Source organism: Shewanella sp. 10N.286.51.B2 (genome assembly GCF_041469265.1).
Classification (GTDB): Bacteria; Pseudomonadota; Gammaproteobacteria; order Enterobacterales; family Shewanellaceae; genus Shewanella.
Genome location: NZ_JBFRKH010000042.1, coordinates 1 through 24,618, shown reverse-complemented (window position 1 = coordinate 24,618; position 24,618 = coordinate 1). Strand labels below are relative to the sequence as shown.

Here is a 24,618-nt window from a genome sequence, read left to right as displayed (position 1 = left end):
TTTACTCGAATGCATAGGCCATGTCATTTGACCACGCAGTGTCAGGTGACGTTTGAGGTTTTGTTTCGTTAAGTGCTGCTAACGCTTGTCTTGCTAATGAAAGCGTATCGGCAACCTGCATATCTTCTGGAACACGTTGCCCATCAGTAACATAACTTAGTGGCAACCCATTTTGGATTAATACACTTAATGCGCCAGCAATAGATACTGACTCATCTAATTTTGTCAGTATACACCCAGATAACGGGATTCTTTTAAAATGTTCTACGGCATCGAGTAACACTCTTCGTTGAGAGGTTGCCGACATCACCAAATAACTACGAATGGGTATTCTGGTGTTTGCCATCAAATCATCTAACTGCTGATAAAGGCGTAAATCTCGTTGCCCCATACCCGCAGTGTCAATCAATACTAACTTACGATTCTTAAACTGATAAAGAATTTGTTCTAATTCAGTTAAATCATGTGCTTGTTTAACTGGACAGCCCATTATTTTGCCATAAGTTGCCAATTGCTCAAAGGCTCCAATACGATAATGATCTGTGGTAATTAACGCAACTTGTTCTGGGCCATGATGAGCGGCAAATCTGGCAGCAATTTTAGCCAATGAAGTGGTTTTGCCGACACCAGTTGGACCGACAAATGCGACTACGCCACCAGTGCGCACAATATCGTCACCTTGGTTATCGAGCAGGTTGGCCAAACTTTGGGGTAAGGCTCTGACTAAATCGGCGGGAGAAAACTGCTGACTTAGGCTGGATAACTTGGCAGCGACAGCAGGCGAGAACTCTGCGGCAATTAATTTACTTTCAAGCATCGCGCCCACAGGATCGGTGCGTTTTTTCTGTTCTTTCATTAATGAAGAAACTTGATGAGTTAGCAAACCACGCAGTGACGCCATCTCTTCGCGCATTGCTTCCATTTCAGCTGAATGACCTTTATTTGGAGATCTAGACGGCTCAATGTGTTGCTGATGCTGTCTTGGTTCTTTAGCTGCAGGTTTGCTTGCTTCTAACTGTTTAGCCCAATCTGGTAATTCCGGCTCTTCATGTTGCTGGGAAATTTGTTGCTGCAGGCGGCTATGCTGCTTTTCTAATAACGCCTGTAATGAATCAGCTACTGGCGGTGGGCTGACTTTAGTGTGTGCTTTAATAGCAGGTTTATTAGCACCAATTGACACACGGTCTTCAGTCACATTCATAAAGGCTGCAACGGGCGATTTTACTGCAACATCAACTTTAGGCTCATCGTAGTCAACTGCTGCAACAATTTCGATGCCACCAGTTACTTTCTTATTCGACATGATCACCGCGTCAGAGCCCAAAGTCTCTTTGACTTGAGCTAATGCTGAGCGCATATCCTTGGCAAAAAATCGTTTAATTTTCACTACGTACCTCTTTCAAACTGAAAGTCATTGCTATTGCCCAACTGCAGATACTATGCGTATTTGCTTTTCATCGGGTATTTCTTGGTAAGAAATAACCCGTAAATTAGGAATGGTGTATTTCACAAACCGCGACAAAGTTGACCTAAGCATGCCTGATGTCAATAAAATGGCTGGTTGACCGACCATTTCTTGCTTCTGAGAAGCATCTAATAATGACTTCTGCATACGTTCTGCAAGGCCTGGCTCAATATTGGGCCCTTCACCGCCGGTTGCCTGCATAGACTTGTGCAACATCTGTTCCAACTCTGGCGCCAATGTTATGACAGGGATTTCCAATTCGGGCCCAGAGATCTCTTGCACTATCATTCGTTTCAAGGCAATACGTACTGCAGCGGTTAACACTTCAGTATCATTACTTTTGCTGCCGTATTCTAACAGTGTTTGCACGATTGTGCGCAAGTCTCGGATAGAAACTCCTTCATTAAGAAGGTTTTGCATCACTTTTACCACTGAACCTAGCGGCATAACGTCTGGTATAAAGCCATCCACTAACTTCGGCGAGTTTTTCGATAGCATATCCATTAACTGCTGCACTTCTTCATAGCCCAATAATTTAGCCGCATTATTGGTCAGTAACTGGCTTATATGAGTAGCAACAACAGTCGCGGTATCAACCACGGTATAACCTAATGTTTGCGCATGTTCACGTTGCGCTGGAGCTATCCAAACGGCTTCTAAACCAAAAGCTGGATCTTTGGTCTCTATGCCATCAAGCTTGCCGTAAACCTGACCTGGATTAATCGCTAACTCGCAATCATGTCTTACTTCTGCTTCGCCAACTACCACGCCCATTAAGGATATTTGATAGCAGTTGGGGGATAAATCTAAGTTGTCACGAATATGCACTGCCGGTACCAAAAAGCCCAATTCCTGCGATAATTTTTTACGTACCCCTTTAATTCGACTGAGTAACTCGCCGCCTTGACCTTTATCTACCAGCGGAATAAGTCGATAGCCCACTTCAAGGCCAATGGTGTCTACATGATGTACATCTTCCCAGCTTAGCTCTTTGGGCTCAGCCTCTTTGACATCGCTTGGGCCTTTAACTGCTTTTTCTAGCGCAAGGGTTTTATTGTCGTTATTGCGTTTATAAATAAAGTAAGCTGCGCCTGCGGTAATAAATGCAAACGTTAAAAACGCGAAATGTGGCATACCAGGTACAACACCCATAACAAAAAGCACGGCTGATGCAATGGCCATAGACTTAGGACTATGGAACATTTGGCTGATCATCATCCCGCCCATATCGCCAGACTCATTTTGGCGCGTCACCATCAAGGCGGCGGCGATAGATAAAAGCAATCCGGGTATTTGCGCCACCAAACCATCACCAATGGTCAGTAAGGTATAAATCTCCACCGCGCTTGAAAAATCCAAGCCGTGCTGCACCATGCCGATGACAAAACCGCCAAGGATATTAATCACCAGAATCATAATCCCAGCAATAGCATCCCCTTTCACAAATTTTGACGCACCGTCCATCGCGCCATAAAAGTCAGCTTCTTTCGTCACTTCAGCACGGCGAATACGTGCCTGATCTTGAGTTAATGTGCCGGCATTTAAATCGGCATCAATGGCCATCTGTTTACCCGGCATGGCGTCCAAGGTAAAACGCGCGCTCACTTCTGAAATACGCCCCGCACCTTTGGTTACTACGGCAAAGTTGATGATGATCAGGATTAAAAACACCACTAAACCCACAGCATAGTTACCGCCAATCACCACCGAACCAAAGGCTTCAATCACTTTACCCGCGGAGTCACCACCGTTATGCCCCTCAAGTAACACTATTCGTGTTGAGGCCACATTCAATGCTAAGCGTAATAAGGTGGCCACCAGTAAAACAGTCGGAAATGCGGCAAAATCTAGTGGGCGATCACTATAAATAGCGACAAGTAACACGATTAAAGCGAGGGAAATGTTAAAGGAGAATAGAATATCAAGCAGAAATGGCGGCATCGGCAATACCACCATACCTAATGCAGCCAGCACCAATAAAGGGGTACCAATACCTTTGAATGTGCTAAATCGTATTTGCTTTGCTTGACCTAGCGCTGTCTTTACATCCATTAACCGTAAACCCTTTCGTAATATTTTTGACGCTGACATCAGCGAAATGCAATTACTAAGCCAAGCTATTAGTTAATAGCAGCTGTTGCGGTTTGAGTGCCTAAAAACACCGCAGCTAATGTTTTAAATCATCCGGAATAGGTTGATTGAGCGGAATAGGTTTTGGACGTTTACCGCGACCCTTTTGGTATTGTTTTAACTGAAATACGTAAGCTAAGATTTGTGCAATGGCGGTAAATAGTCCTTCCGGTACCTGTTGGTCAATTTTAGTTGTATGATATATGGCTCTGGCTAGCGGCGGCGCTGATACAATTGGCACTTCGTGCTCTCGGGCTATTTCGCGAATTTTAAAGGCCACATCATCAACCCCTTTTGCCACTAAAAATGGCGCAGATGAACGACTGGCATCATATTTTACTGCCACAGCGTAATGCTCTGGGTTAACCACAATCACATCGGCATTGGGCACTTCAGACATCATGCGTTTATTGGCCATCTCATGCTGCAATTGCCTAATACGGCCTTTTACTTCAGGCTTACCTTCAGAGTCTTTATACTCGTCTTTAACTTCTTGTTTGGTCATTTTAAGCTGTTTATTGTGGTTCCATATTTGAAATGGCACATCAATCACCACGATCAATAGCATTGATGAACACAATAAAATAAACATCCATACCAATAGATCCAGCGCGTGGTAAATATTTCCCGGTAAATGACCCATAGATAAGGTCAAAATATCGTAAAAATAAAACGACAATAAAAAATACGCCGATATTGCCACCACCAAAAATTTAGCAATACCTTTAGTTAGTTCAACTAAGGCCTGGGTGCCAAACATTCTTTTAAAGCCTTTAGCAGGGTTCATTTTACTGCCCTTAGGCATAAAAGCTTTAACTGAAAAAGTAATACCGCCTAAGACAATATTGCCAAGGAAGGCAATAAAGGCGAGAAAAGCAATGAAACTGAATAATGGCCAAGCAAGCTCAGCGCCAATAACCCCCCAAACTAGGAACATAGAGTTGGTGTCATAGATCTGATCCCGCTCCATGGTGAGCATTTGCGTCATCACGCTGTGTAAGCTGCGCGCCAGATCTTGGCCAACAAACGCAAACCCCACAGCAGATGCTAATAATACTGCTGCGGTTCCTAACTCTTTAGAGCGGGCGACCTGACCTTTTTCACGGGACTGTTCCAGTCGCTTGGCGGTGGGGTCCTCGGTGCGTTCTTGACCGGTATCTTCTGCCATCTTGTCCCTACTGGCTTATGGAACCGTCAATGTGACAGGTCAGTTGTAAAATATCACACATCAGCAGCTGGGCTTGCAGCCACACCTGATCAAAATGAGACATGATAGGGCCTAGGGTCAGCCAGAGAATAAATAAGCCACTGACCATAGTCACTGGAAAACCGATGGCAAAAATATTCAACTGCGGTGAAGCCCGGGTCATTACTCCAAACGAGAGGTTAATAAGCAATAATGCCACAATCGCTGATATTGACATGGTTAACGCCGCGCCAAACATATAACTGCCAAACTCGGTAAGTTTTTTATAATTGGCAATGCTAAAGCCTTCGGTTGAAACCGGAATGGTTTCAAAGCTGGCCACCAGCATTTTAAACATCAATAAATGACCATCTACACTTAAAAAAATCAAGGTCGCCAGCAATAAAAAGAAGTTACCCACTACCGGGGTTTGCTCACCGGAGCCTGGGTCCACCATGGAAGCGAAGCCTAAACTGGTTTGCATACCAATAATTTGCCCTGTTAATACAAAAGTTTGCATCACTAAAATGGTCACAAAACCAATAGCTGTGCCCACTAAAATCTGCTGAGCTGAAACAAATACTGCAGTTAATGAAAATAGCTCCACATATGTTGTTTTTGGCAGTACCGGCGCAACGGCAATGGTGATGGCCATCGCCAATAATAAGCGGATCCGCGACGGAGTCGTATTGGCGCCAAAGACCGTCATTACCATTAGCATTGAAGAAATACGAAACAGCGGCCAAATATAGGCGGCAATGGTTTGGCTAATTTCCTCGAACAGAATATCCAATGACCTAACCTATAACCTACGGGATCATATCCACCATATTATAGAAAAAATCCATCATGGTTTGCACCAGCCAATGGCCTAAAAACATCAGTGAAAACAGGGTCATTAATAGACGCGGTAAGAAACTTAAGGTTTGTTCATTAATGGAGGTGGCAGCCTGAAACACCGCCACAATCAAACCGACAAATAAACCCGGTAAGATAATAGCCGAGACAATGAGCACGATAACGGACAGCGCCTCACGAAAAATATCAATCAATGACTCTGGTGACATTAGCCCTGCTCCCTAAACCTAAGTGCCGAAACTACTGGCCAAGGTGCCCAGTACTAAGCCCCAACCATCAACCAACACAAACAGCATGATTTTAAAGGGCAAGGACACAATCATCGGCGATAACATCATCATACCCATTGCCATCAAAATACTGGCGACCACCAAATCCAATACCAAAAATGGCACAAATAACATAAAGCCAATTTGAAACGCGGTTTTAAGCTCACTGGTGATAAACGCTGGTATCAAAACGCTCATCGGAGCCAGCTCAGGGGAAGTGATATCGGTATAACCTGAAATTTCGACAAAGGTTTCTAAATCTGTGGTTCTGACTTGCGCCAACATAAACTGCCTTAAGGGCTCTTTACCCACTTCAAAGGCTTGCTGCATTGTCAGAGTTTCATTCATGTAAGGTTTTACCGCTTCAGCATGAATTTTATCAAATACTGGCGCCATGATAAAAAAGGTCATGAACATGGTAATGCCAATGAGCACCTGATTTGATGGGGTTTGCTGCAAACCTAATGCTTGGCGCAAAATTGATAGCACCACGATGATGCGGGTAAATGAGGTCAGCATTATTACCATTGCTGGAATAAAGCTCATGGCCGTCATTAGCAGTAAAATCTGCATAGTGACTGAATATTCGGTACTGCCGTCAGCCCCTGCAGTCACTGTCACTGCTTTTAGTAAGCCATCTTCTGCAAAACTAACTGGCGTGAACATTAATCCAGCCAACAAAGCCAGCACTATCCATCTTTTCATTATTGCAGATCCTTGGCCTTGACTGTTGCTTGCGCTTTGGCTTGCTTGAGACGAGTGGCAAAACTAGTGCTTTCTATTTCAACGTTTGTGTCTAGCTTATCAATAAGGTTAACTTGCTGTGAGGTCACCCCTAACAGATATTGCTGACCTTCAAGCTCAACCAGAACCAGCTTTTCTTTTTGACCAAGTGGCGTCATGGCAATGGTTTTTATCACCCCTTGATTTGACTGCACTAAGTTTAATTTTTTGACAATAAATGCCAGTAAAAAGATGATGGCGATAACGAGAATAAGCCCGCCCACCATGCTTGAAAGCGCAGCCACATTTGATGTTTCTGGGGCTTTAGACACGGTTGTGGCAACTGCGGTTGTTGCCGTGTCAGTAAGCGCAGAGCTAGCTAACGCTAGCGAGGAGAACACATTCAACACAGGGTTAAATCCTTAATGCTTGTTCGATTACTTTAACTTCTTAATGCGTTCTGTTTGGCTAATCACATCTGTCAGACGAATACCAAACTTGTCATTCACCACAACCACTTCGCCATGAGCGATAAGCGTGCCATTTACCATAACATCAAGGGGCTCACCCGCCACCCGATCTAGCTCGACCACCGAACCTTGGTTCAGTTGCAGCAAGTTACGAATACTAATAAAACTGCGACCGACTTCCATCGAAATCGTTACCGGTATATCCATAATGGCATCGAGCTTTTCAGCTTGATCATGCGAGATTGGCGCGGCTTCATCTACCAGTTCATCAAGGGCGACTTGTTCAGCTTCTTTTGCTTCTTCAAGTGCCTGCTCTGCCATTGCTGCAGCCCAATCATCGGTATCACTCATTTATTTCACCTTAAAATTCTGACATGTTATCCGTTAAACATTCACGGACAATAATTATTAAATCTATAAATTATTATTAATTTCAGCATCTTGTTTAAAAACTTTTTAAAAAAGATTGTTAAAATAAAACTTTTTTTGAAATAAGCCTGTCTATAGCACAGTAAGATCGCGGGCTTTGCCTTTACGAGTAATTAGCTGTAATTCTGATTTCGCCGTTTCAGGCCTTGGAATAACTTCGCTAATTTTTAATGCCAGATTTTCGCGGGATTGACCTAGCTTACAGCGGTAAGTCGGTAAGTCCTCAACTCGCATCATCACATGCTCAGGCAGTTCAATAGGAATAATATCCCCAGCTTTAAAGCCCATCACATCTCTTAATGTCACTTCATGCTCAATGATGTTGGCATCAATCCCTACTTGCACATCCATGATCTCATCACGCAATGCTTGTCCCCAACGCATATCAGTATCTTGTTTATCACTTTGAACACCGGCATCAAGCAGCTCACGAATAGGCTCGATCATCGAATATGGCATGGTGATATGAAAATCACCGCCGCCGCCATCCACTTCAATATGAAAAGAGTTAATGACCACCACTTCTGTTGGGCTAACAATATTGGCCATGGCAGGGTTGACCTCTGAGTCTAAATACTCAAACTCAACATCCATTACTGGTGCCCAGGCATCTTTATAATCTTCAAAAATGATTTTCAATAGCAGCTGGACGATACGACGCTCTGTGGGAGTAAACTCACGCCCTTCAATTTTTGCATGAAAGCGGCCATCACCACCAAAAAAGTTATCCACCAAAATGAAGACTAACCTTGCTTCCATGGTGATAAGCGCCGTGCCTTTTAACGGACTAAAGCGCACCATATTCAGGCTGGTTGGTACGAATAGGGTATGAACGTACTCACCAAACTTAAGCATTTGCACGCCGTTAATAGACACTTCAGCAGCACGGCGCATCATGTTAAACATGCTGATGCGTAAGTGACGAGCAAAACGTTCATTTACAATTTCAAGGGTTGGCATTCGCCCACGAACAATGCGATCTTGAGAGGAGAAATCATATGCTCTGGTTTCATCAGTATCATAAATATCATCTTCATCAACATCGTCGACGCCATGGAGTAGCGCATCAATTTCGTCTTGGCTTAATAAATCACTCACATCATCACCTTGGATTTTTCATGGCGTTATTGCATTACAAAACCAGTAAAAAGTACTCTTTCAACGACTTTTTGGCCGGTTATGGGTTGCAATGTATTTTGAACATTTAATAGGGCTAATTGGCGTAATTCATCTTTACCCGCTTGGGTACTTAGCTTTTGTACATCTGCTGCGCTAAATGTGTTTAAAAGCGCATGTTCAATTAGAGGAATGTGCATTTTTGCAGTAACGCCGTCATCGCCTCGCACCATTAACTGCACTTTTATTTCAACTAAACGTGAACGATTAGCACCCGCTAGATTGAATAAAAATGGTCTTGGCATACCCACATAATTTGCCTTACCAGTAGCTGCATCAGTTACTACAGTTGCAGTACTTATGTCAGTTGCAGGTGAGTTTGCAGTCGCTTTCGCATTGTCGCCAATAAAAAACAGCACTGTCACAGCAATGCCTGCCAGCAGCAACATGCCAACCACCAAAAAAATAATCATTTTATTGATACTTTTTGGTGGGTTCTGGGTAGTTAATTCTAAAGAAGCTTCTTCTGGCATAAATGATTCCATCACGCTGTTGTTATTATTGTGTTAACTAAGTTTCAGCTTAGTTTTTGATTTTGCGATCATTAACCCATAGGTTACCGACTTAAGCGTAATAATCTATAGCTGAACTGCCACTCATGGCATGTTTTGTGACTATCTCAAGTTCTTGTGCTGAAATTTCATCCAAAAGCCTGTCATTACTAGCACTCGACTCATCATAATCAGCGTTTTTCTGCTGTTCGCCGTCTTGAGAAACATGACTGTCAGCCAATTGCAGCCCTTCTTCTGCTAGCATTTCCCGTAGCCGCGGAATAGCTTGCTCCAATAGGTCTCGGGTTTGTGTCTGCGCCACTTGAAATTGCACTTGGGTTTGATCGCCATTAACTTGAACTCTGACCACCATATGGCCAAGCTCTGCCGGATCTAATCGAATTTCCGCATGTTGAATGCCCTGTCCTACCATCGTCATGAGTTGTTGCTTCATCACAGGGGCGAACTTTTGGATCATCTCCTGCATTTGCCCTACCGACTCAGATCCTTGGCGTAACGATAATTGAAATTGCGGCACATCACTTTTATGCACTGACGTTAAGCTACTTTGATTTTGTATCGCCTTGAGATCCACAGATTCTGCATCAAGAGTAAACTCACCAGCGCTAAGGACAATGGCATTATTTGCTAGGGCATTACTACTAGGACTATTGGCAGAGGAAGGAATAGCAGACTTATCCATGGATACCGAGAACTCAGCTTTACTCAGGTTAACCCCAGATTCCTTTGAGGTTATTTTGCCTTCAATACTGTCAGGAGCGCCTAAAGTTTTGTTTGCATCAACTAAGCCTTTGTTTACATCAACTAGGTTTTTGTTTACATCAACAGCAGCGCTATTGTTATCCATTATGTTTTTATGAATTGAACTAAAGCCACTGCTAAGTGCAAGGGCTGGTTTTTCAGCATTATCTATGGCGCTGGTTGTTGCTAACTCAATCAAAGGGAGTAAGGCTCCACCTTGGATGGGAGTTTGCTGGTTAAAGTCAGTGATCAGCTGATTTAACTCCTTGACTGATAATGCTGACAACTCAGCTGCAGACATTGCACTAAATTCAGATAAATTTTGTAGTTGCTCAGCTGAATAGTCACTTAAAAATTCTGTAGTTGAACTGTCGGTATCTGCTGCCATAGCATCTATTTGGGGCATTGAAATCGCTTCAGCTAAGTTACCTAAAGCCTCTTGTGACAGTTCAGCTGAATCGGCCTCAATAGCCAGCGGCAATATGTTGCCACCTGTTGGTTGGCTATTGGTTTCAAAATTTTCTGCTAAGTCAATTTGAGCAAAGATTAAAGCAATATCGGTTTCTGCAGCAATATGCTCTTGTGAGGCATTGTCATCCACCAGATTGATATCTGTGTTATTTTCAGAAGCTTGCTCAGTGTTACCCTGCATCTCATCAGTTTGAGAAACTTGATTAAGCGCCGACAAAAAAGATGAGCTATCAGTACCTTGCGGCGTCTCTCCCGTTGGGGAATTCGCCATTTTATTGCTATTTCCAAGTAAAATATTACTCACTTGCTGCATAACAAACTCCGAGTTAATAACACCGAAAACCTATTGGTGCTATAAAATTATGAAAGTCACATTGCTGACGCTTTTATTATTAATAACGAACAAAGCAATAAGAGTGCCAGAATAAAAATTAATTAGGCTAAAAACGGATAAGGGAATTTAACGCGGGGTTTTACGAATAAACTGCTGCATCGCAAATTCATCTGAGGCTTTTTGCTCTTGTTTATTGGCTATTTGCTGAGCTTTTTGATCATTTTTAGCTAACAACAATTCAACCGCTTTACGCTTTTGTTGCTTTTGCTGCCAATTAACTTGTCGATGTTGGGTCTGATTTTGTGCTTCTTTAACGGTATTAACTTGCTGCACTAGTGCTTGGTCAATTTGCTTAATAAATTCATGAAAAGAATGATATTCACTGGCACTTAGCGTTTTGCCTTGATTTTCATTCATTTGCTTCATGTACTCGAGACGATAATTATTTAACGCCTCTAATTGCCCCTCACATTTTTGTAGTTCTAATTGTGCAGATTTAAGCTGTAAAGCCGCCTGTTCTTCTGCTTCTTTATTGAGTTTAAGCACTGTGATTAATGGATCAGCCCGGCGCATTATTTACACTGAGCAGCAATCTGCCCAACCATGGTTTGACTGTTATCAAAGGAAATAACATCTTTAAATCCTTGGCGTAAAAATGCATTCATCGCTGGTTGTAACCGAATAGCGTTATCAATGCGTGGATCGCTGCCTTGGGAATAAGCCCCAATTGAAATTAAGTCTCTGTTTTGCTGATAAAGTGAATACATCTGTTTAACCAGACGCATGGACTCTAAATGCTCAGTGCTAATCACCATAGGTGCGACGCGGCTAATGGACTGCTCAATATCAATCGCGGGGTAATGGCCAGAATCTGCCAGCGTTCTTGATAACACAATATGACCATCTAAAATCGCCCGTGACGCATCGGCAATGGGATCTTGTTGATCATCACCTTCGGTAAGCACGGTATAAAATGCGGTAATCGAACCTTGACCTGGGCCGCCGTTACCTGCCCGTTCGACCAAGCGGGGTAATTTAGCAAACACCGATGGCGGATAACCTTTGGTCGCCGGAGGCTCACCCACTGCCAAGGCTACTTCACGCTGGGCTTGGGCGTAACGGGTTAAACTGTCCATCAATAACAATACGTTATAGCCAAGGTCTCTAAAATACTCCGCAATACGTGTTGAGGTTTCACAGGCGCGTAATCGCATCAATGGTGAAGTATCAGCAGGTGCTGCGACCACCACAGATCTGGCTCGGCCTTCTGGGCCTAAAATCTCTTCAATAAACTCTTTTACTTCACGGCCACGTTCACCCACCAGCCCCACCACAATAATGTCAGCAGTGGTGCCGCGAGTCATCATGCCTAACAGCACACTTTTACCCACACCAGAGCCGGCAAACAGGCCCATCCGCTGGCCTTTACCTACGGTCAACATGGCATTAATGGCTCTAACCCCAACATCTAATGGTTCGGTAATCGCGCGGCGCGATAAAGGGTTAATGGGCGGCGCATGACGCGAGGCATGTTGCTCAGTATTTAATGGTCCAAGGCCATCAAGGGGTAAACCACTACCGTCTAAAACTCTACCAAGTAAACTTAAGCCGACACTTAACCCTGACTGCTCACCTAAAGGCTGCACTCTTGCTCCCGGTAACACCCCTCTTAATTCATCTACGGGCATGAGATAAAGTAATTCATCATCAAATCCAACGACTTCAGCCACTAGCTCACCGGCCATGGTTTCGATAGAGCATAAACTGCCAACAGGGGCTCTACAGCCGGTAGCTTCGAGGGTTAAGCCAACAACCCTAACCAGCTGACCACTGGCCACAGGCCGAATGGGGGTGACTTTATTACTATGAAGTTTAAATTTATTTAGTAACTGATGTTGGCGATTTAGCATCATCTACCTCATCAACAAGGTGTAAACCCTCTTCATGTACGACAGAAGAAACATTGTCATCAGTGAGTTGATCCCGCTTTGCTCCCACCACCTTAAGGCTACATTCGCTAGCATCCTCGGCAATGCTAGTGGTGTAGTGACTTGAATCTGACTTAATCGTTTGCACATTGGCCTGAATCGCTGCGACCTGTTGCTGCAAGCCACTAAGAGCTTGACTCATACGCGCTTCAACTCGTAAGTCGACACTGGAGCGCTCGCTGTGAATGATGCAGTCACCGTTTTTAAGAGATGGATCAGCTTCAATTTCCCAACGATTCTTAGCTAATTGCGCTTCACTGTATAATTGATTAACAAGTGCTGCATCATCTGGGCTAAACCTCAGAGTGACTTGTTGTTTTTTAATCGGTAACGAATCTACCCCTTGACGCAGTACAGATAAAATATGTTCAGGATGAGTTTGTAATTCATTACCGACGATGGATTTGGTCAGATTAATGGATAGCTGTAATAGCTCAGCTTCAATTTCAGCATCAAGCACTAATAAGGGTTGCTCAAATTGCTCAACTAAGCCAGATAAACGCTCAAGCATCTCATTAGCTTTGGCTAAACCCACTTCATAACCTTGTTGTTCTCCTTGGCTAAAGCCTTCAGCGTGACCTTGCTCTAAACCTTCAAGCCGACCTTGCTCCGTGCCTTTCGCTAGCCCATCAAGCTGGCCTTGCTCAAAACCTTCTTGTTCAGCTTCAACTCGAATTTGCTCTATTTCAGCCATGGTAGGCGGTAAAAGGGGCTTGTCTTCAGCAACAGGCTGGGAATTTTGACGTCCTAGTTGGCCAAATAAATTTGAGCCAGTGTCAGTTTTTTGTTGGGAAACATCCGGTAATTGCCAATGGCTAAAATCTTCATCAACTTCTGTTAGGTTATTATTGTTATTAGCTTTAGTCATGATTGCTCTGGTTGTACCTCGTTATAAAATCGGCTTAAATCGGACTATAGGAACTCATCACCACCGCCGCCACCGAGTATAATTTCGCCGCTGTCACTTAATCGACGCGCAATCGCAAGGATCTCTTTTTGAGCCATTTCCACTTCACTGATCCTTATCGGCCCCATGGCTTCAAGATCATCACGTAATAGCTCACCTGCTCGCTTAGACATATTACCAATAATTTTGTCAGATAACTGATCATCAGCACCTTTTAATGCTTTCATTAGCACATCTTGTTGAACTTCACGCAGCAAAGCTTGAATACCGCGATCATCTACATCAATTAAGTTTTCAAACACAAACATCAGATCTTGAATTTGCTGCGCCATTTCTTCATCAGATTCACGCATGGTTTCCATGATCTGGCCTTCAACACCCGTATCAAGGAAGTTCATGATATTGGCCGCCGCTTTCAAGCCGCCCATTTTCGCAGCTTGTGCGCCGCCTTGTCCGGCAAATTGTTTTTCCATGATGTCGTTTAATTCTTGCAAAGCTGCTGGTTGAACTTCTTCTAAGTTAGCAATGCGCATCATTAAATCTAAACGGGTATTTTCAGGGAACTGACTGAAGATTTCAGCCGCTTGATCAGGCTCTAAATAAGATAAAACAATAGTTTGGATTTGTGGATGCTCGTTTTGAATAATGGTCGCCACTTGGCGTGCATCCATCCACTTAAGCGAATCTAAGCCTTTAGCGCCACTGCCCATAATAATTTGTTCAATCAAATTACCGGCTTTGTCTTCACCTAGGGCCGCAGTTAATGCTTTGCGGACAAACTCTTCACTGTTAAAACCAATGGAAGAAAACTTCTGAATCTCTTCCAAAAACAGCTTATGCACCCCAATGACTTTCTCTTGACCAAAGTCTTGCATGGCGGCCATGGCCATACCGACTTTTTGCACTTGTTTTGGCTCTAAGTGCTTTAAGATTGAGGCGGCATCTGCTTCACTTAAGCTCAGTAACAAAATAGCAGTTTTATCAATGCCACTCAGCTCTTCAAGAGTAGCCTGTTCGCCTACGGGTGCTACCAGGGTATTATTTGCCATCTTCTTGTAACCAACTCTTAATTACTTGGGTAGAAAGTTCAGGTTCATTAGCCACTAATGCCCTTATCGACTTAATCATATCATCATCTTTATGCAGGTTTGGTATTTGAATCGAGCCATCATCGGCATAGCTATAATCTGCTTGTTGGCTATTGAGCATACCCAAGGTATCGGCGGCATACTGATCTTCAATCTCAGCCAATTCATGACCTAAGCGCGGCTCTTCGGGCATCTCGACTTCGTCGTTATTAAACAAACGATTTAACATAGGGCGAATCACAAACAAAATCAGCACTAAGACTAAAAACGCCCCTAACACCAATCTCACCGCGCGCCAAAACCAAGGCTGCTCCCACATTTCAGCGGCGGGCAGCTCTTCAATAAGCTGGTTCATAAACGGTACTGTGACCACTTCTAAGCTATCACCACGTTGACTGGTAAAGCCCATCGCCCCTTCAAGTAAGCGACGAATATTGGTTAGCTCTTGTTCGGTGCGCGGAATGCGGGTCACTATGCCACTTTCATCAGCTGGTCCCGGTTTATAATCAATGGCCACCGACACACTGACTCTGCGCACCACACCCACTTGCTGGCGGGTATGGCTGATGGTGGTATCAAGTTCAAAATTACGGGTTGCTTCTCGATGGCTATTGCCATTAACGGCTGTAGTTTGCTCTGCGCCTGCTTCTTGTGGAATATCTGAATCCATAGGAGGCTGATTGGTTAATGCCCCTGGAATGCCACCCATTGATTGACCGCTTGAATTACGCTCTATGGTCATTTCACTGCGTACAGCGGGTAAATCAGGCGAAAATCGTTTCGCGGTTTGCTCAATCGCGGTGAAGTCCATGTTGACATCCACTTGAGAAGTGAAGTTTTCAGGGCCTAGAATAGGCATTAATATCGAATCGATTTTGTTACGATATTCTGCTTCTTGATGCTGCACTAATTCAAGCTCGCGGCGGGCTCTTGAGGAGGCGCCATCTTGGCTACCTGAATTTAGCAGGCGGCCATTTGAATCGGTCACTGTCACCCGGCTTGGCTCTAAGCCTTGTACTGCTGAGGCGACAATATCAACGATAGAGTCAATTTCTTCTTGGCCAAGGCTACCACGACGAACGCTCACAACTACGGTAGCGCTAGGTTTAGATTTATTACGGGCAAACACATTTTCTTTGGGAATAGCTAATATCACTTTGGCGCGGCTAATACTTTTTAGCTCTTCTATCACTCTGGCTAAATTAACTTCTTGGCTTTGTTTAAGGCGGGCTTGCTCCATGCGCTGACTAACACCAAAACCGCTGTCTTGGCTTAAATAATCGGTTGGTTGACTACTGGCTTCAACGCCTGCACGGCCCAGCAGCAGTTTGACATTTTGATATTTGTTTTCAGGAATACTGACTACATCGCCGGAGATTTTATAGGCAATTTTATTCTTATCTAAAACGTCCAATACTTGGATCATTTCAGCAGTTTCCATTTGCCCTAACGGCCTATATTCAGGCTCTTGCGCCCAAATAATCATAAATACTGCCAGCACAAGACATACAGCTAAAGCCAATATCATAGTGATTTGACGCATAAAGTCAGCACTACCAAACGAGCTTTTCAAGCCAGGTTTATTTTCCTGCTGAATCCCTGTGCTATCGACTTTATCTGAATCTAATACTAGATCTGTGCTCACAATATTTACCTACTTCAATACCAGAATATCAACAACAATACTATTAACAAAAGCCTAAACAGGCATACTCATAATTTCTTTATACGCTTCTACAAGTTTGTTTCTCACTTGCACCGTTGCTTCAAATGCAACCCCGGCTTTTTCACGGGCAATCACGGTATCAGATAAGGTCACAGTGCTATCACCCATCTCTAATCGGGTGGCTAAATTAGCTGAGTTTGATTGTAAATCAGCCACGCCACCAACCGCTTGAGATAACAATTGGCCAAAGTCAGCACCAGAAGTATTACCGACTTTTTGAATCATATCCGCTTGAATAGGTAAGCCAAGATTAGGCGAAATCTCACCCTTTAAGGATTGCATTTCTTGTAAAAAAGGATTTGAACTAATCTGCATTGTAAACTCCATTCGTCGGATATTTGACGACTTAAAAACAGTTACAATAGAATTAGCAAGTAGGATGCCAACAATAGCTTAAATACACTTAAGCCCATGAAAAGAGCTTAAAAACAACTTGAAAGGGTGAAAAACACACAAAATAGAACCGCTTTAGTAACATCAAAGCGGTTAAGCTAATATTTTAGAATTTAGAGTTAAGTATAAAAATGAACTAAACGTCGATATTTAAGCAGGGACTTGAATACCCAAGTCACGCATTTTAGCCATTTTATAGCGCAATGTTCTGGCGCTAATTCCCAGCTTCTCAGCTACGTCTTTACGGCTACCATTACATAGATTTAAGGTTTCCAAAATAATCACATGCTCTTGAGCCTGCAGTTCGCCCCCAAGCCCGTCCGTTTCAGCAGCGGCCACGGGTTGCTCATTGGGGCTCAAAGTAACATCTTCAGCTTCAAGAATAATATCCGCGCCAGTTATCTCCTCGCCATTATTCAGTATCAAGGTGCGCTGAATAACATTATCCAGCTCACGGACATTACCTGGCCAGCGATAAGCCAATAAACGACGACAAGCTATCTCATCTAACTCTGGCACTGGTGAGACATTAAATGCCTTAGCATGCTTAACCAGCAAGTGCCTTGCTAAGGGTAAAATATCAGCCGGTCGTTGGTTTAATGCCGGCCAGGTTAGTGGAAATACATTAATGCGGTAATATAAATCTTCTCGAAATGCGCCCGATGTTGCCATGGACTTTAAATCACGGTTTGAAGTGGCAAGTACCCTCACATCAAGGGCTATGGTTTTACGGCCACCTAAACGCTCAACTTCACGCTCTTGCAGTACTCGCAACAATTTGGCTTGCAGCCCTAGCTCCATCTCAGAAATTTCATCAAGCAATATGGTGCCGCCTTGAGCCTGTTCAAATTTTCCAGGGCATGCCTGATAAGCGCCTGTAAAAGCGCCTTTTTCATAGCCAAATAAGGTGGCTTCAAGCATATTTTCAGGTATTGCTGCGCAATTAATGGCGATAAAAGGTTTTTCTGCTCGAGGGCTGTTCTGATGAATATAACGTGCTAGCACTTCTTTGCCCGATCCACTTGGCCCCATGATCATCACTGAGGCATCAGAGCTTGCCACCCGCTGGGCAATATTCAGTAGCGCCAAGCTTTTGTCATCGGCGACCACAGGTTGACCTAAATTTTGTTTAAGGGGTAAGTAGCGAGATACCTGATTTAACAACACTTCAGGCGCAAAAGGTTTAGCCAGATAATCCGCCGCACCAAGTTTTATGGCGCTAACCGCACTGTCAATGGTGGCAAAAGCAGTCATTAATAAAATGGGGACTTTACTATGGTTTTGCTGTAAATAGTTTAATAGCCCTAGCCCGCCAATACCATCCATTTGCACATCACTAATAACCATATCAAATGTCGTGGTTTTCATGGCAATAATGGCCTCTTCTGCAGAGCCCACATCAACGCAGTCATATTGGGCTAACATCAAGGTATCAAGTAAGGCTTCACGCAGCGCGGCATCATCTTCAACTAACAGTAACTTGGCTTCACTCATGGGATCCCTCCACTATTTTTTTGGCTTGTTCCGTGTCTTTAGCCATAGGAAATGATAGTCGAATTAAGCTGCCTTTGTGCGGCTGCGATGTCACCTGTAATCTGCCGCCATGATTTCTCACCACGGTTTGCACTACCGCTAAGCCTAGGCCTGTCCCTTGGCTTTTAGTGGTAAAAAAAGGCTCCAATACTTGTTGCTGCATCTCTTTTGATAAACCCTTACCGTTATCAATCACATCGATATTAATGCCGTGTTCATCTTCGCCAGTCACAATCTGAATTTCTGTGGCATTGGCCTCTAGGCTGTTCATCACCAGATTGTTAATCGCCGAGCTTAAGGCATTCGTGTTAGCCATAATGTGTTTATCGGTTTGATCAATAAAGTGTAATTTACACTGTTTGTTTTCAACAATGGGCTCACAATTTGCCAGCACAGGCTCAATAATATCTGCAGTAGATGTCGACTCTGCGGCGCCATCTTGTTTGTTTCTTGCCATCAGTAGCATGTCATTAACTTGACGCTCTAGCTCATTAAGCCTATCGACTAACTTGCCTTGAAAACGCTTTTTAGCCGTATCATTTAATTTAGGGCTAGCAAGGTTTGATGCATATAACATCGCGGCCGATAACGGCGTTCTGACCTGATGCGCCAAGGTTGCCACCATTTTGCCCAGTGCTGATAAGCGCTGTAAATGAGAGAGGTTTTTCTGTAATAAGCGGGTTTCAGTTAAGTCAGTTAACACAATTAACTGCCCAGGCTCTGGCGACAGCGGAGTAATCGCCAGCTTTACTCGGCGGCCATCTTTTAGTGACACTTCATAACCGTCATCATCTTGGGGTGAAAAAGCGCGGTTAATAATGTCAAACCACTTGGCCCCTTGCAGCGGCCGGCCTAATAAGTCAGTTGCGACTGGGTTGGCCAAGGTCACAATACCGTCACCATTGATAATCACTACACCTGAAGGCATAGCTTGAAGAATATGCGCCATTTGATTAGACATATTAGCTGCCTTTTGCGGACGTGATGTTTCAGCTTGCAGATCGAGGTTCACTGATTGACGCAGTGTAATTGGCGCTGCTGGCGCCTCGCTGACAATTGCTGCAGGCTCGGCTAGTTTGTAGCTATCACAATACTGCGGCTGTTCTACTAGTGATTGCGCTGAATACATGGTCACTCCGTCAAAATAATAACTTTTCACAAGCTAATGCATGAGGTATGCCAGTTTCAGAACATTTATATTTCTGAAAACAAAAAAGCATGCCATAAGGCATGCTTTCTTTTATTTTTCAATCAATTAAAGAACTTATACTCGTGAGTAATTTAATCCTTACCCATGCCATACTTACGCATTTTTTCAACCAAGGTGGTTCGGCGTATGCCTAACATTTCAGCGGCTCTGGCAACCACGTTATCTTGTTGCTCTAACGCTTGGCGGATCATGTCAATTTCAAGCTCTGCCAATAAATCCTTAAGGTTTACCCCTTCAGGCGGTAATTCACTTGGAAAGCGGGTATCAGGTAGCTCTATGGGTTCCTCATCACTGAAGATAGATGCTAATGCATCACGCTCTTGCTGCTCTTCACTGACTTCAACACAATATTCTGGCACATCGATATAACGATATTTTCTTGGTAAGTCATTCACATCAACCAAGCCACCAGGGAATAAAATCGTTAAACGCTCGACTAAATTCGACAGTTCGCGGACATTACCAGACCAATTATGGGCCTTTAATGATTCGATTGCGCGCTGGGTAAAGCGGATTTTACCGCGGCCTTCGTTAAAAACACGGCTCACAAGCTCTTGCAATAATAATGGCACATCATCACTGCGCTCACTTAATGAAGGCATTTCTATTGGAAACACATTCAAACGATAATATAAATCTTCTCGAAATTCATTTTCGCTGATCATGGTTTCTAAGTCACGGTGAGTGGCCGCAACAATGCGTACATCGGTATTGATGGTTTTAGAACCACCGACACGTTCGAATACTTTTTCTTGCAATACCCGCAGTAACTTTACCTGCATTTGCAGTGGCATATCGCCTATTTCATCAAGAAACAGCGTGCCATTTTCAGCTAATTCAAAGCGGCCTTTACGGGTTGAAATAGCCCCAGTAAATGAGCCCTTTTCATGGCCAAATAGTTCACTTTCTAATAACTCAGGCGGAATAGCACCACAGTTGACCGGGATAAATGGTCCATCGCGGCGATCAGACATGTAATGAATATTACGGGCTACCACTTCTTTACCGGTGCCAGACTGACCCAGTACCAGCACGGTTGCGTCAGAGCTGGCCACTTGGCTAATAAGGTGTCTGACATTGGCAATACCTTCACTGCGGCCCACTAAACTTCTGAACAGTTTAGTTTGGTTAGCGCTGGTGGGTGTTTGCGGCTGTTTAGCTTGGCCATAGACTTGACAAAAATGCAGTAATTCGGTCAATTGCGGGTAGCTTATTGGCTCAGCAATGGTGCCTAATACGTTGCCACCATTAAGGTTACTTTCACCTGATAATAGCACTGGCTGCCAAGGCATTGATGACTTCACGCTTTTAATAAACTCAGCCGTGACTGATTGGGTATCAAGCACTAACGCCCGATAACGACAGTCTGCGGTTAATGAGGCAAGATCGTCTTTAGTAATTAGATGATACTTTTCACCTAAAAAATCAAAAATACAACAAAGACGAGAAACACGGTCAGAAGGTTCAGCAACAATTAATATTCGTTGTTCTATTTGCATCATTAAGAAGGCCAAAGCTCGAGTTATTATTATTTCACAGCCATTATCACGCTATACGAGATAAAACGGAAGTGCGACTTGATTGTGATTATTATATGCAATATGGATAAATATTTGGTGACAAACTTACCACAAATACATTAATACAACATCCTACCTATACGCTTTGGTTACACATAGTGTAAACACGGACATCTGCGCAATATAGTCTAAACGTTTTTATAAAATGAATATTGTATTATCAGCCAGTGAGAATCAAGTGACAAACCACAAAATTACAGCATCTCATTGATTTATGAAACCAACAGACTACTTTACACACAAATGCCAACAAACTGTGACCGGCTTTACGGCATTGAAAACCGACAAAAGGCGCTTGCTGCGCCTTTTGTTAATCAACACTTAACTAGCTTCAGAGGTTACTTGGTGCATTTCTTCTGGGATAGCATCCCAACCTTCTTTAATGGTTCGTAACAACCCCGCTACTTCATCAATGGCTTCAGCATCATTATTGATGTTGGCATCTGATAATCTGCGCAACATAAAGTCATATAACTGAGTTAAATTTCCGGCGACATCACCATCGGCTTCCATATTTAAACTGCCATTAAGCCCAGACACAATGCCAATAGCCTTACCCAATAACTCACCACGGCTGGCGATATCACCTTGATCAATGGCATATTTTGCTTGAGCAAGTCTTTCAAGTGCACCTGCTAATAACATTTGTATAATTCGGTGTGGCGACGCCACTGCCATGCCACTTTCGATTGATACCTTGCGATATGTCTGCAGTGAACCTCTCATAATTACCTACCTATTTGCATCTATAGATTTATATACGTTTATTTGGCGCTTAGCCGCATTGCCAGCCTGAAGTAATAGCTTGCGATGCTCTAACACTCTCGTAGCCTTTATAAATAAAGATTGAGTGTAATCAAACTGACTTTCAAGTACTGCTCTATCAGTAACGCTATCATCGTTAACTAACGCTTGAATGACAATTTGACGCCGCTGAATAAGTACCTGCAATTGTGATACCAACTCATCAACTTGTTCATCTTCCGGTTTAGCCTGTTCTATTTGCGTAATAGCGGAAAACGCTGCTGAATTGAGTTGTTCAAGTTCACTAAGGATGGGATTCACTGAGTACTCCAACGTAGGGGAAATAATGTTAAGCAGTATTTAGGGCTCAAAAGCGAGTTACATCGTCAAAGCATCGCCAAAGTAGCCCTATTGAATTTGTATTAAGTCTTCTTCACCACACCAGGCATAGAATCTAAGGCATTAAACAAAGAGCTCGACTGGGAGTTAAGGCTTGCCACCACTAAATCCATGGCATTAAATTGCTTATATAAACGGTCACTGTAGGCGCTCATTTTTAAATCTAATGCTTCTCGACTGTCTTCAAGGCGAGACAACTGATTATTAACTGTTTCATCGCGGCCATCAATAATGCCACCTGTTTCTAAATAGCTTTCAACAAAGGTATCTAAGCGTGAAGCAAGGCCAGTATCTTCAGTGATAAACATCTCTTTAATGCCGCCTTTATCGGCTTCAATGGCCTCTGATAATTTATCATCATCAATTTCTAGCAAGCCTTCACGAGTGGTGGTAATGCCAATATTCATTAGCATTTGTGAACCGCTACCTGAGCTGGTTTCAAAACTACTGGAAATAATATTTCTTAACTGACTTTGTAATGTACGAGTTAACGGATCACCCTGTAAAATACCGGACTCTTCAGTAGCAGGATCATAACGAGACAAATCCTGCATCGTGGTCATTAAGGCATTATAACTTTCCACAAAATCATTAATGGCAGTGGTAGCTTTTTCGGTATTTTCATCCACCGTAATGGTGGTGGTTTTGCCAATATCAGCATCGGTTAACTCAAGGCTGACACCCGTTATCACATCACTGACATCATTTGAAGTAGAAGTAATCGTAACGCCATCAACGGTTAATACAGCATCTTGGGCTGGGGTAAGCTCAGTCATGGTAAAGGCATCAGCTAGGCCGGTGCCGCCATCGGTGTCAGTTGCGGTAACGGTAATTAAATTGTCAGTGCCAGTATTTTTAGCACCTAAAATAAGCTGCGGGCCATTATCACCGTTAATAATGGTGGCGGTGACCCCGTCATTATCTTCAGCGGCGTTAATCTTTTCCATGATGTCAGTTAAGCTGTCTTCAGCGCCGACCTCAATATCAAAGCTGTCACTGCCGACACCAATGCTTAACGAACCTTCACCTATGGGGCTATCAGCATCTACAACAGCAGCAGAGCCAACTTTTTGACTCTGGGCTAATTGCTCGACAATGACTTGATATTTACCCGGTACTGCACTTTCATCTACCGTGGCGTTAAAATAATCGCTATTGGATTGGGACACTTTATGACTGTCAAAGGTTGCTGATTCTGTCAGCACTTTAAGTGATGTTTGGAACTCTGACAGTGAGCTTTTTAGTAACCCAATACCGGATATTTGCGCATTTAGTTTGCCTTCAGTTGCATTGAAGGTGGCAATTTTACCGGCACTTTCAGCATCAACAAGCGCAGTAACAATACCTGCGATATCCATACCAGAACCAATACCAACTGATGTTAACCCCATTGCGACCTCTTTAATGCAATATCTGCTATCTAATTTGGAATAATCATAACTTTTATGATTATTGTTTTAAAACAATGACTACACTGCAGTTTCCATAAAAATACTGGCAATGTCTGTGAGCTTGCTCGCCATTTTTAATGCTTCTTCATTGGGAATTTGACGAATTAAATCACCAGTTTTAACGTCAATAACTTTAACCACCGCCACCCCTGACTCTTCATCAATATTAAAGGCTAAGCTTTTTTGCATCAGCGATAATTGCTGATTAATATCATCAACCGCTTGCTGCAACTGTTCAGCGTCGGCTTTGGCCGTTTCATTGACTTTATCTGTGGTGCGCGCCACATCGCCGGCTTTTTGAATGCCCTCTTCAGCCAGTGCGGTTGATGCTTGGGCGGCATTTTTTTCCGCAAGGGTTGCTAAACTATCTTTACGCACTGCAGCATTGGCCACATTGGTGATATTGACATCCATGATGCACCTCGACAAACTCAATAATTAAAGCAATTAATGTGCCAACTAAGATAGTGGCGATAAAAGGCAACAAGTAGAAAAACCACAATCGATTTAACTTAGTTACCAATGCGATAATTGCCATACATAAACAGTCACCCAAACAGGTGACCAATCATTCACTTTGCTAAAAAGCACAAAGGGAGAATCGTTGCCGAGTCTCCCTTTAATTCTAATCTTAGCGTAATGCTAGTGCGTTCTTAGCGCGATGTTAATTAACGCTTCGATGTCATTATAAAAGAGACAATGCCGTTTGCGGTAACTGGTTAGCTTGCGACAGCATCGCTGAAGACGTTTGTGACAGAATTTGCTGCTTAGTTAACTGCGCCGTTTCTGAGGCAAAATCCACATCTTGAATACGGCTGCGGGCATCAGTTACGTT

At 43.4% G+C, this 24,618-nt stretch carries 25 protein-coding genes; all 25 read right to left on the bottom strand.

The annotated features are described in order from the left end of the window. Window position 1 precedes the first annotated feature (1 nt). Complete coding sequence (gene flhF, locus AB4140_RS11445; RefSeq protein ID WP_102439499.1) at window positions 2-1,387, bottom strand: flagellar biosynthesis protein FlhF; 1,386 nt, start codon at window positions 1,385-1,387, stop codon at window positions 2-4. 30 nt (window positions 1,388-1,417) lie between these two features. After that, complete coding sequence (gene flhA / locus AB4140_RS11440; protein ID WP_102439498.1) at window positions 1,418-3,517, bottom strand: flagellar biosynthesis protein FlhA; 2,100 nt, start codon at window positions 3,515-3,517, stop codon at window positions 1,418-1,420. A gap of 115 nt (window positions 3,518-3,632) precedes the next feature. After that, the gene (flhB, locus tag AB4140_RS11435) at window positions 3,633-4,763 is read right to left on the bottom strand and encodes a flagellar biosynthesis protein FlhB (protein ID WP_102439497.1); all 1,131 of its coding nucleotides are present in this window, start codon (window positions 4,761-4,763) and stop codon (window positions 3,633-3,635) included. A 7-nt stretch (window positions 4,764-4,770) separates the two neighbouring features. Continuing rightward, entirely contained in the window at window positions 4,771-5,574 is an 804-nt protein-coding gene (fliR, locus tag AB4140_RS11430) for a flagellar biosynthetic protein FliR (RefSeq protein WP_372000995.1), read from the bottom strand. Window positions 5,575-5,590: 16 nt separating this feature from the next. Beyond that, window positions 5,591-5,848 (bottom strand): flagellar biosynthesis protein FliQ, encoded by a 258-nt coding sequence (gene fliQ / locus AB4140_RS11425; protein ID WP_372000993.1) that lies wholly within the window; start codon window positions 5,846-5,848, stop codon window positions 5,591-5,593. A gap of 18 nt (window positions 5,849-5,866) precedes the next feature. Then, window positions 5,867-6,613 (bottom strand): flagellar type III secretion system pore protein FliP, encoded by a 747-nt coding sequence (gene fliP / locus AB4140_RS11420; protein ID WP_102439495.1) that lies wholly within the window; start codon window positions 6,611-6,613, stop codon window positions 5,867-5,869. Beyond that, window positions 6,613-7,041: a flagellar biosynthetic protein FliO gene (gene fliO, locus AB4140_RS11415; RefSeq protein WP_372000991.1), complete on the bottom strand. Its 429-nt coding sequence runs from the start codon at window positions 7,039-7,041 to the stop codon at window positions 6,613-6,615. The genes fliP and fliO overlap by 1 nt, the downstream gene beginning before the upstream one ends. 27 nt (window positions 7,042-7,068) lie before the next feature. Beyond that, window positions 7,069-7,452 carry a flagellar motor switch protein FliN gene (fliN, locus tag AB4140_RS11410; protein ID WP_076540237.1) on the bottom strand — a complete coding sequence of 128 codons (384 nt, stop codon included), beginning with the start codon at window positions 7,450-7,452 and terminating at the stop codon, window positions 7,069-7,071. 150 nt (window positions 7,453-7,602) lie between these two features. Then, a complete protein-coding gene (fliM, locus tag AB4140_RS11405) occupies window positions 7,603-8,628 on the bottom strand; it encodes a flagellar motor switch protein FliM (RefSeq protein WP_102439494.1) in 1,026 nt (341 codons plus the stop codon). Window positions 8,629-8,654: 26 nt separating this feature from the next. Beyond that, window positions 8,655-9,179 (bottom strand): flagellar basal body-associated protein FliL, encoded by a 525-nt coding sequence (gene fliL / locus AB4140_RS11400; protein ID WP_102439493.1) that lies wholly within the window; start codon window positions 9,177-9,179, stop codon window positions 8,655-8,657. 91 nt (window positions 9,180-9,270) lie between these two features. Beyond that, window positions 9,271-10,743 (bottom strand): flagellar hook-length control protein FliK, encoded by a 1,473-nt coding sequence (locus tag AB4140_RS11395; protein WP_372000989.1) that lies wholly within the window; start codon window positions 10,741-10,743, stop codon window positions 9,271-9,273. A 147-nt stretch (window positions 10,744-10,890) separates the two neighbouring features. Next, window positions 10,891-11,337: a flagellar export protein FliJ gene (gene fliJ, locus AB4140_RS11390; protein ID WP_102439491.1), complete on the bottom strand. Its 447-nt coding sequence runs from the start codon at window positions 11,335-11,337 to the stop codon at window positions 10,891-10,893. Continuing rightward, the gene (gene fliI, locus AB4140_RS11385) at window positions 11,337-12,674 is read right to left on the bottom strand and encodes a flagellar protein export ATPase FliI (protein WP_303502415.1); all 1,338 of its coding nucleotides are present in this window, start codon (window positions 12,672-12,674) and stop codon (window positions 11,337-11,339) included. Before fliI ends, fliJ begins: the two co-directional genes overlap by 1 nt. Then, window positions 12,643-13,620 (bottom strand): flagellar assembly protein FliH, encoded by a 978-nt coding sequence (gene fliH, locus AB4140_RS11380; RefSeq protein ID WP_102475401.1) that lies wholly within the window; start codon window positions 13,618-13,620, stop codon window positions 12,643-12,645. Before fliH ends, fliI begins: the two co-directional genes overlap by 32 nt. Before the next feature lie 44 nt (window positions 13,621-13,664). Further along, window positions 13,665-14,708: a flagellar motor switch protein FliG gene (gene fliG / locus AB4140_RS11375; RefSeq protein WP_102519856.1), complete on the bottom strand. Its 1,044-nt coding sequence runs from the start codon at window positions 14,706-14,708 to the stop codon at window positions 13,665-13,667. Further along, on the bottom strand, window positions 14,698-16,392 hold the full coding sequence (gene fliF, locus AB4140_RS11370) for a flagellar basal-body MS-ring/collar protein FliF (RefSeq protein WP_102439487.1): 1,695 nt from the start codon (window positions 16,390-16,392) through the stop codon (window positions 14,698-14,700). Before fliF ends, fliG begins: the two co-directional genes overlap by 11 nt. Window positions 16,393-16,446: 54 nt before the next feature. Next, on the bottom strand, window positions 16,447-16,788 hold the full coding sequence (gene fliE, locus AB4140_RS11365) for a flagellar hook-basal body complex protein FliE (RefSeq protein ID WP_102439486.1): 342 nt from the start codon (window positions 16,786-16,788) through the stop codon (window positions 16,447-16,449). A gap of 228 nt (window positions 16,789-17,016) precedes the next feature. Then, window positions 17,017-18,360 carry a sigma-54-dependent transcriptional regulator gene (locus tag AB4140_RS11360; RefSeq protein ID WP_372000986.1) on the bottom strand — a complete coding sequence of 448 codons (1,344 nt, stop codon included), beginning with the start codon at window positions 18,358-18,360 and terminating at the stop codon, window positions 17,017-17,019. Then, the gene (locus tag AB4140_RS11355) at window positions 18,353-19,528 is read right to left on the bottom strand and encodes a PAS domain-containing sensor histidine kinase (protein WP_102439484.1); all 1,176 of its coding nucleotides are present in this window, start codon (window positions 19,526-19,528) and stop codon (window positions 18,353-18,355) included. Before AB4140_RS11355 ends, AB4140_RS11360 begins: the two co-directional genes overlap by 8 nt. A gap of 152 nt (window positions 19,529-19,680) precedes the next feature. Next, window positions 19,681-21,111 carry a sigma-54 dependent transcriptional regulator gene (locus tag AB4140_RS11350; protein WP_372000984.1) on the bottom strand — a complete coding sequence of 477 codons (1,431 nt, stop codon included), beginning with the start codon at window positions 21,109-21,111 and terminating at the stop codon, window positions 19,681-19,683. A 399-nt stretch (window positions 21,112-21,510) separates the two neighbouring features. Further along, complete coding sequence (gene fliS / locus AB4140_RS11345) at window positions 21,511-21,915, bottom strand: flagellar export chaperone FliS (protein WP_102439482.1); 405 nt, start codon at window positions 21,913-21,915, stop codon at window positions 21,511-21,513. Window positions 21,916-21,921: 6 nt separating this feature from the next. After that, complete coding sequence (locus tag AB4140_RS11340) at window positions 21,922-22,254, bottom strand: hypothetical protein (RefSeq protein WP_102439481.1); 333 nt, start codon at window positions 22,252-22,254, stop codon at window positions 21,922-21,924. Between the two features lie 101 nt (window positions 22,255-22,355). Continuing rightward, window positions 22,356-23,723 carry a flagellar filament capping protein FliD gene (gene fliD / locus AB4140_RS11335; protein ID WP_372000982.1) on the bottom strand — a complete coding sequence of 456 codons (1,368 nt, stop codon included), beginning with the start codon at window positions 23,721-23,723 and terminating at the stop codon, window positions 22,356-22,358. 78 nt (window positions 23,724-23,801) lie between these two features. Next, on the bottom strand, window positions 23,802-24,197 hold the full coding sequence (locus AB4140_RS11330; RefSeq protein WP_102519861.1) for a flagellar protein FlaG: 396 nt from the start codon (window positions 24,195-24,197) through the stop codon (window positions 23,802-23,804). A 271-nt stretch (window positions 24,198-24,468) separates the two neighbouring features. Continuing rightward, window positions 24,469-24,618: flagellin (locus AB4140_RS11325; RefSeq protein ID WP_372001032.1), on the bottom strand; the 150-nt coding region annotated here is incomplete at its 5' end.

Coding starts and splice junctions, on each gene's coding strand:
- fliE (WP_102439486.1), bottom strand. CDS start 16,788: ATGCAGATTAGTTCAAATCCTTTTTTACAAGAAATGCAATCCTTAAAG.
- fliD (WP_372000982.1), bottom strand. CDS start 23,723: ATGGGGTTAACATCAGTTGGTATTGGTTCTGGTATGGATATCGCAGGT.
- fliS (WP_102439482.1), bottom strand. CDS start 21,915: ATGAGAGGTTCACTGCAGACATATCGCAAGGTATCAATCGAAAGTGGC.
- fliQ (WP_372000993.1), bottom strand. CDS start 5,848: ATGTCACCAGAGTCATTGATTGATATTTTTCGTGAGGCGCTGTCCGTT.
- flhB (WP_102439497.1), bottom strand. CDS start 4,763: ATGGCAGAAGATACCGGTCAAGAACGCACCGAGGACCCCACCGCCAAG.
- fliN (WP_076540237.1), bottom strand. CDS start 7,452: ATGAGTGATACCGATGATTGGGCTGCAGCAATGGCAGAGCAGGCACTT.
- AB4140_RS11350 (WP_372000984.1), bottom strand. CDS start 21,111: ATGATGCAAATAGAACAACGAATATTAATTGTTGCTGAACCTTCTGAC.
- fliL (WP_102439493.1), bottom strand. CDS start 9,179: ATGCCAGAAGAAGCTTCTTTAGAATTAACTACCCAGAACCCACCAAAA.
- flhA (WP_102439498.1), bottom strand. CDS start 3,517: ATGGATGTAAAGACAGCGCTAGGTCAAGCAAAGCAAATACGATTTAGC.
- fliJ (WP_102439491.1), bottom strand. CDS start 11,337: ATGCGCCGGGCTGATCCATTAATCACAGTGCTTAAACTCAATAAAGAA.
- AB4140_RS11395 (WP_372000989.1), bottom strand. CDS start 10,743: ATGCAGCAAGTGAGTAATATTTTACTTGGAAATAGCAATAAAATGGCG.
- fliG (WP_102519856.1), bottom strand. CDS start 14,708: ATGGCAAATAATACCCTGGTAGCACCCGTAGGCGAACAGGCTACTCTT.
- fliP (WP_102439495.1), bottom strand. CDS start 6,613: ATGAAAAGATGGATAGTGCTGGCTTTGTTGGCTGGATTAATGTTCACG.
- fliI (WP_303502415.1), bottom strand. CDS start 12,674: ATGCTAAATCGCCAACATCAGTTACTAAATAAATTTAAACTTCATAGT.
- AB4140_RS11330 (WP_102519861.1), bottom strand. CDS start 24,197: ATGGATGTCAATATCACCAATGTGGCCAATGCTGCAGTGCGTAAAGAT.
- AB4140_RS11360 (WP_372000986.1), bottom strand. CDS start 18,360: ATGAGTGAAGCCAAGTTACTGTTAGTTGAAGATGATGCCGCGCTGCGT.
- AB4140_RS11355 (WP_102439484.1), bottom strand. CDS start 19,528: ATGTATTCAGCGCAATCACTAGTAGAACAGCCGCAGTATTGTGATAGC.
- fliH (WP_102475401.1), bottom strand. CDS start 13,620: ATGACTAAAGCTAATAACAATAATAACCTAACAGAAGTTGATGAAGAT.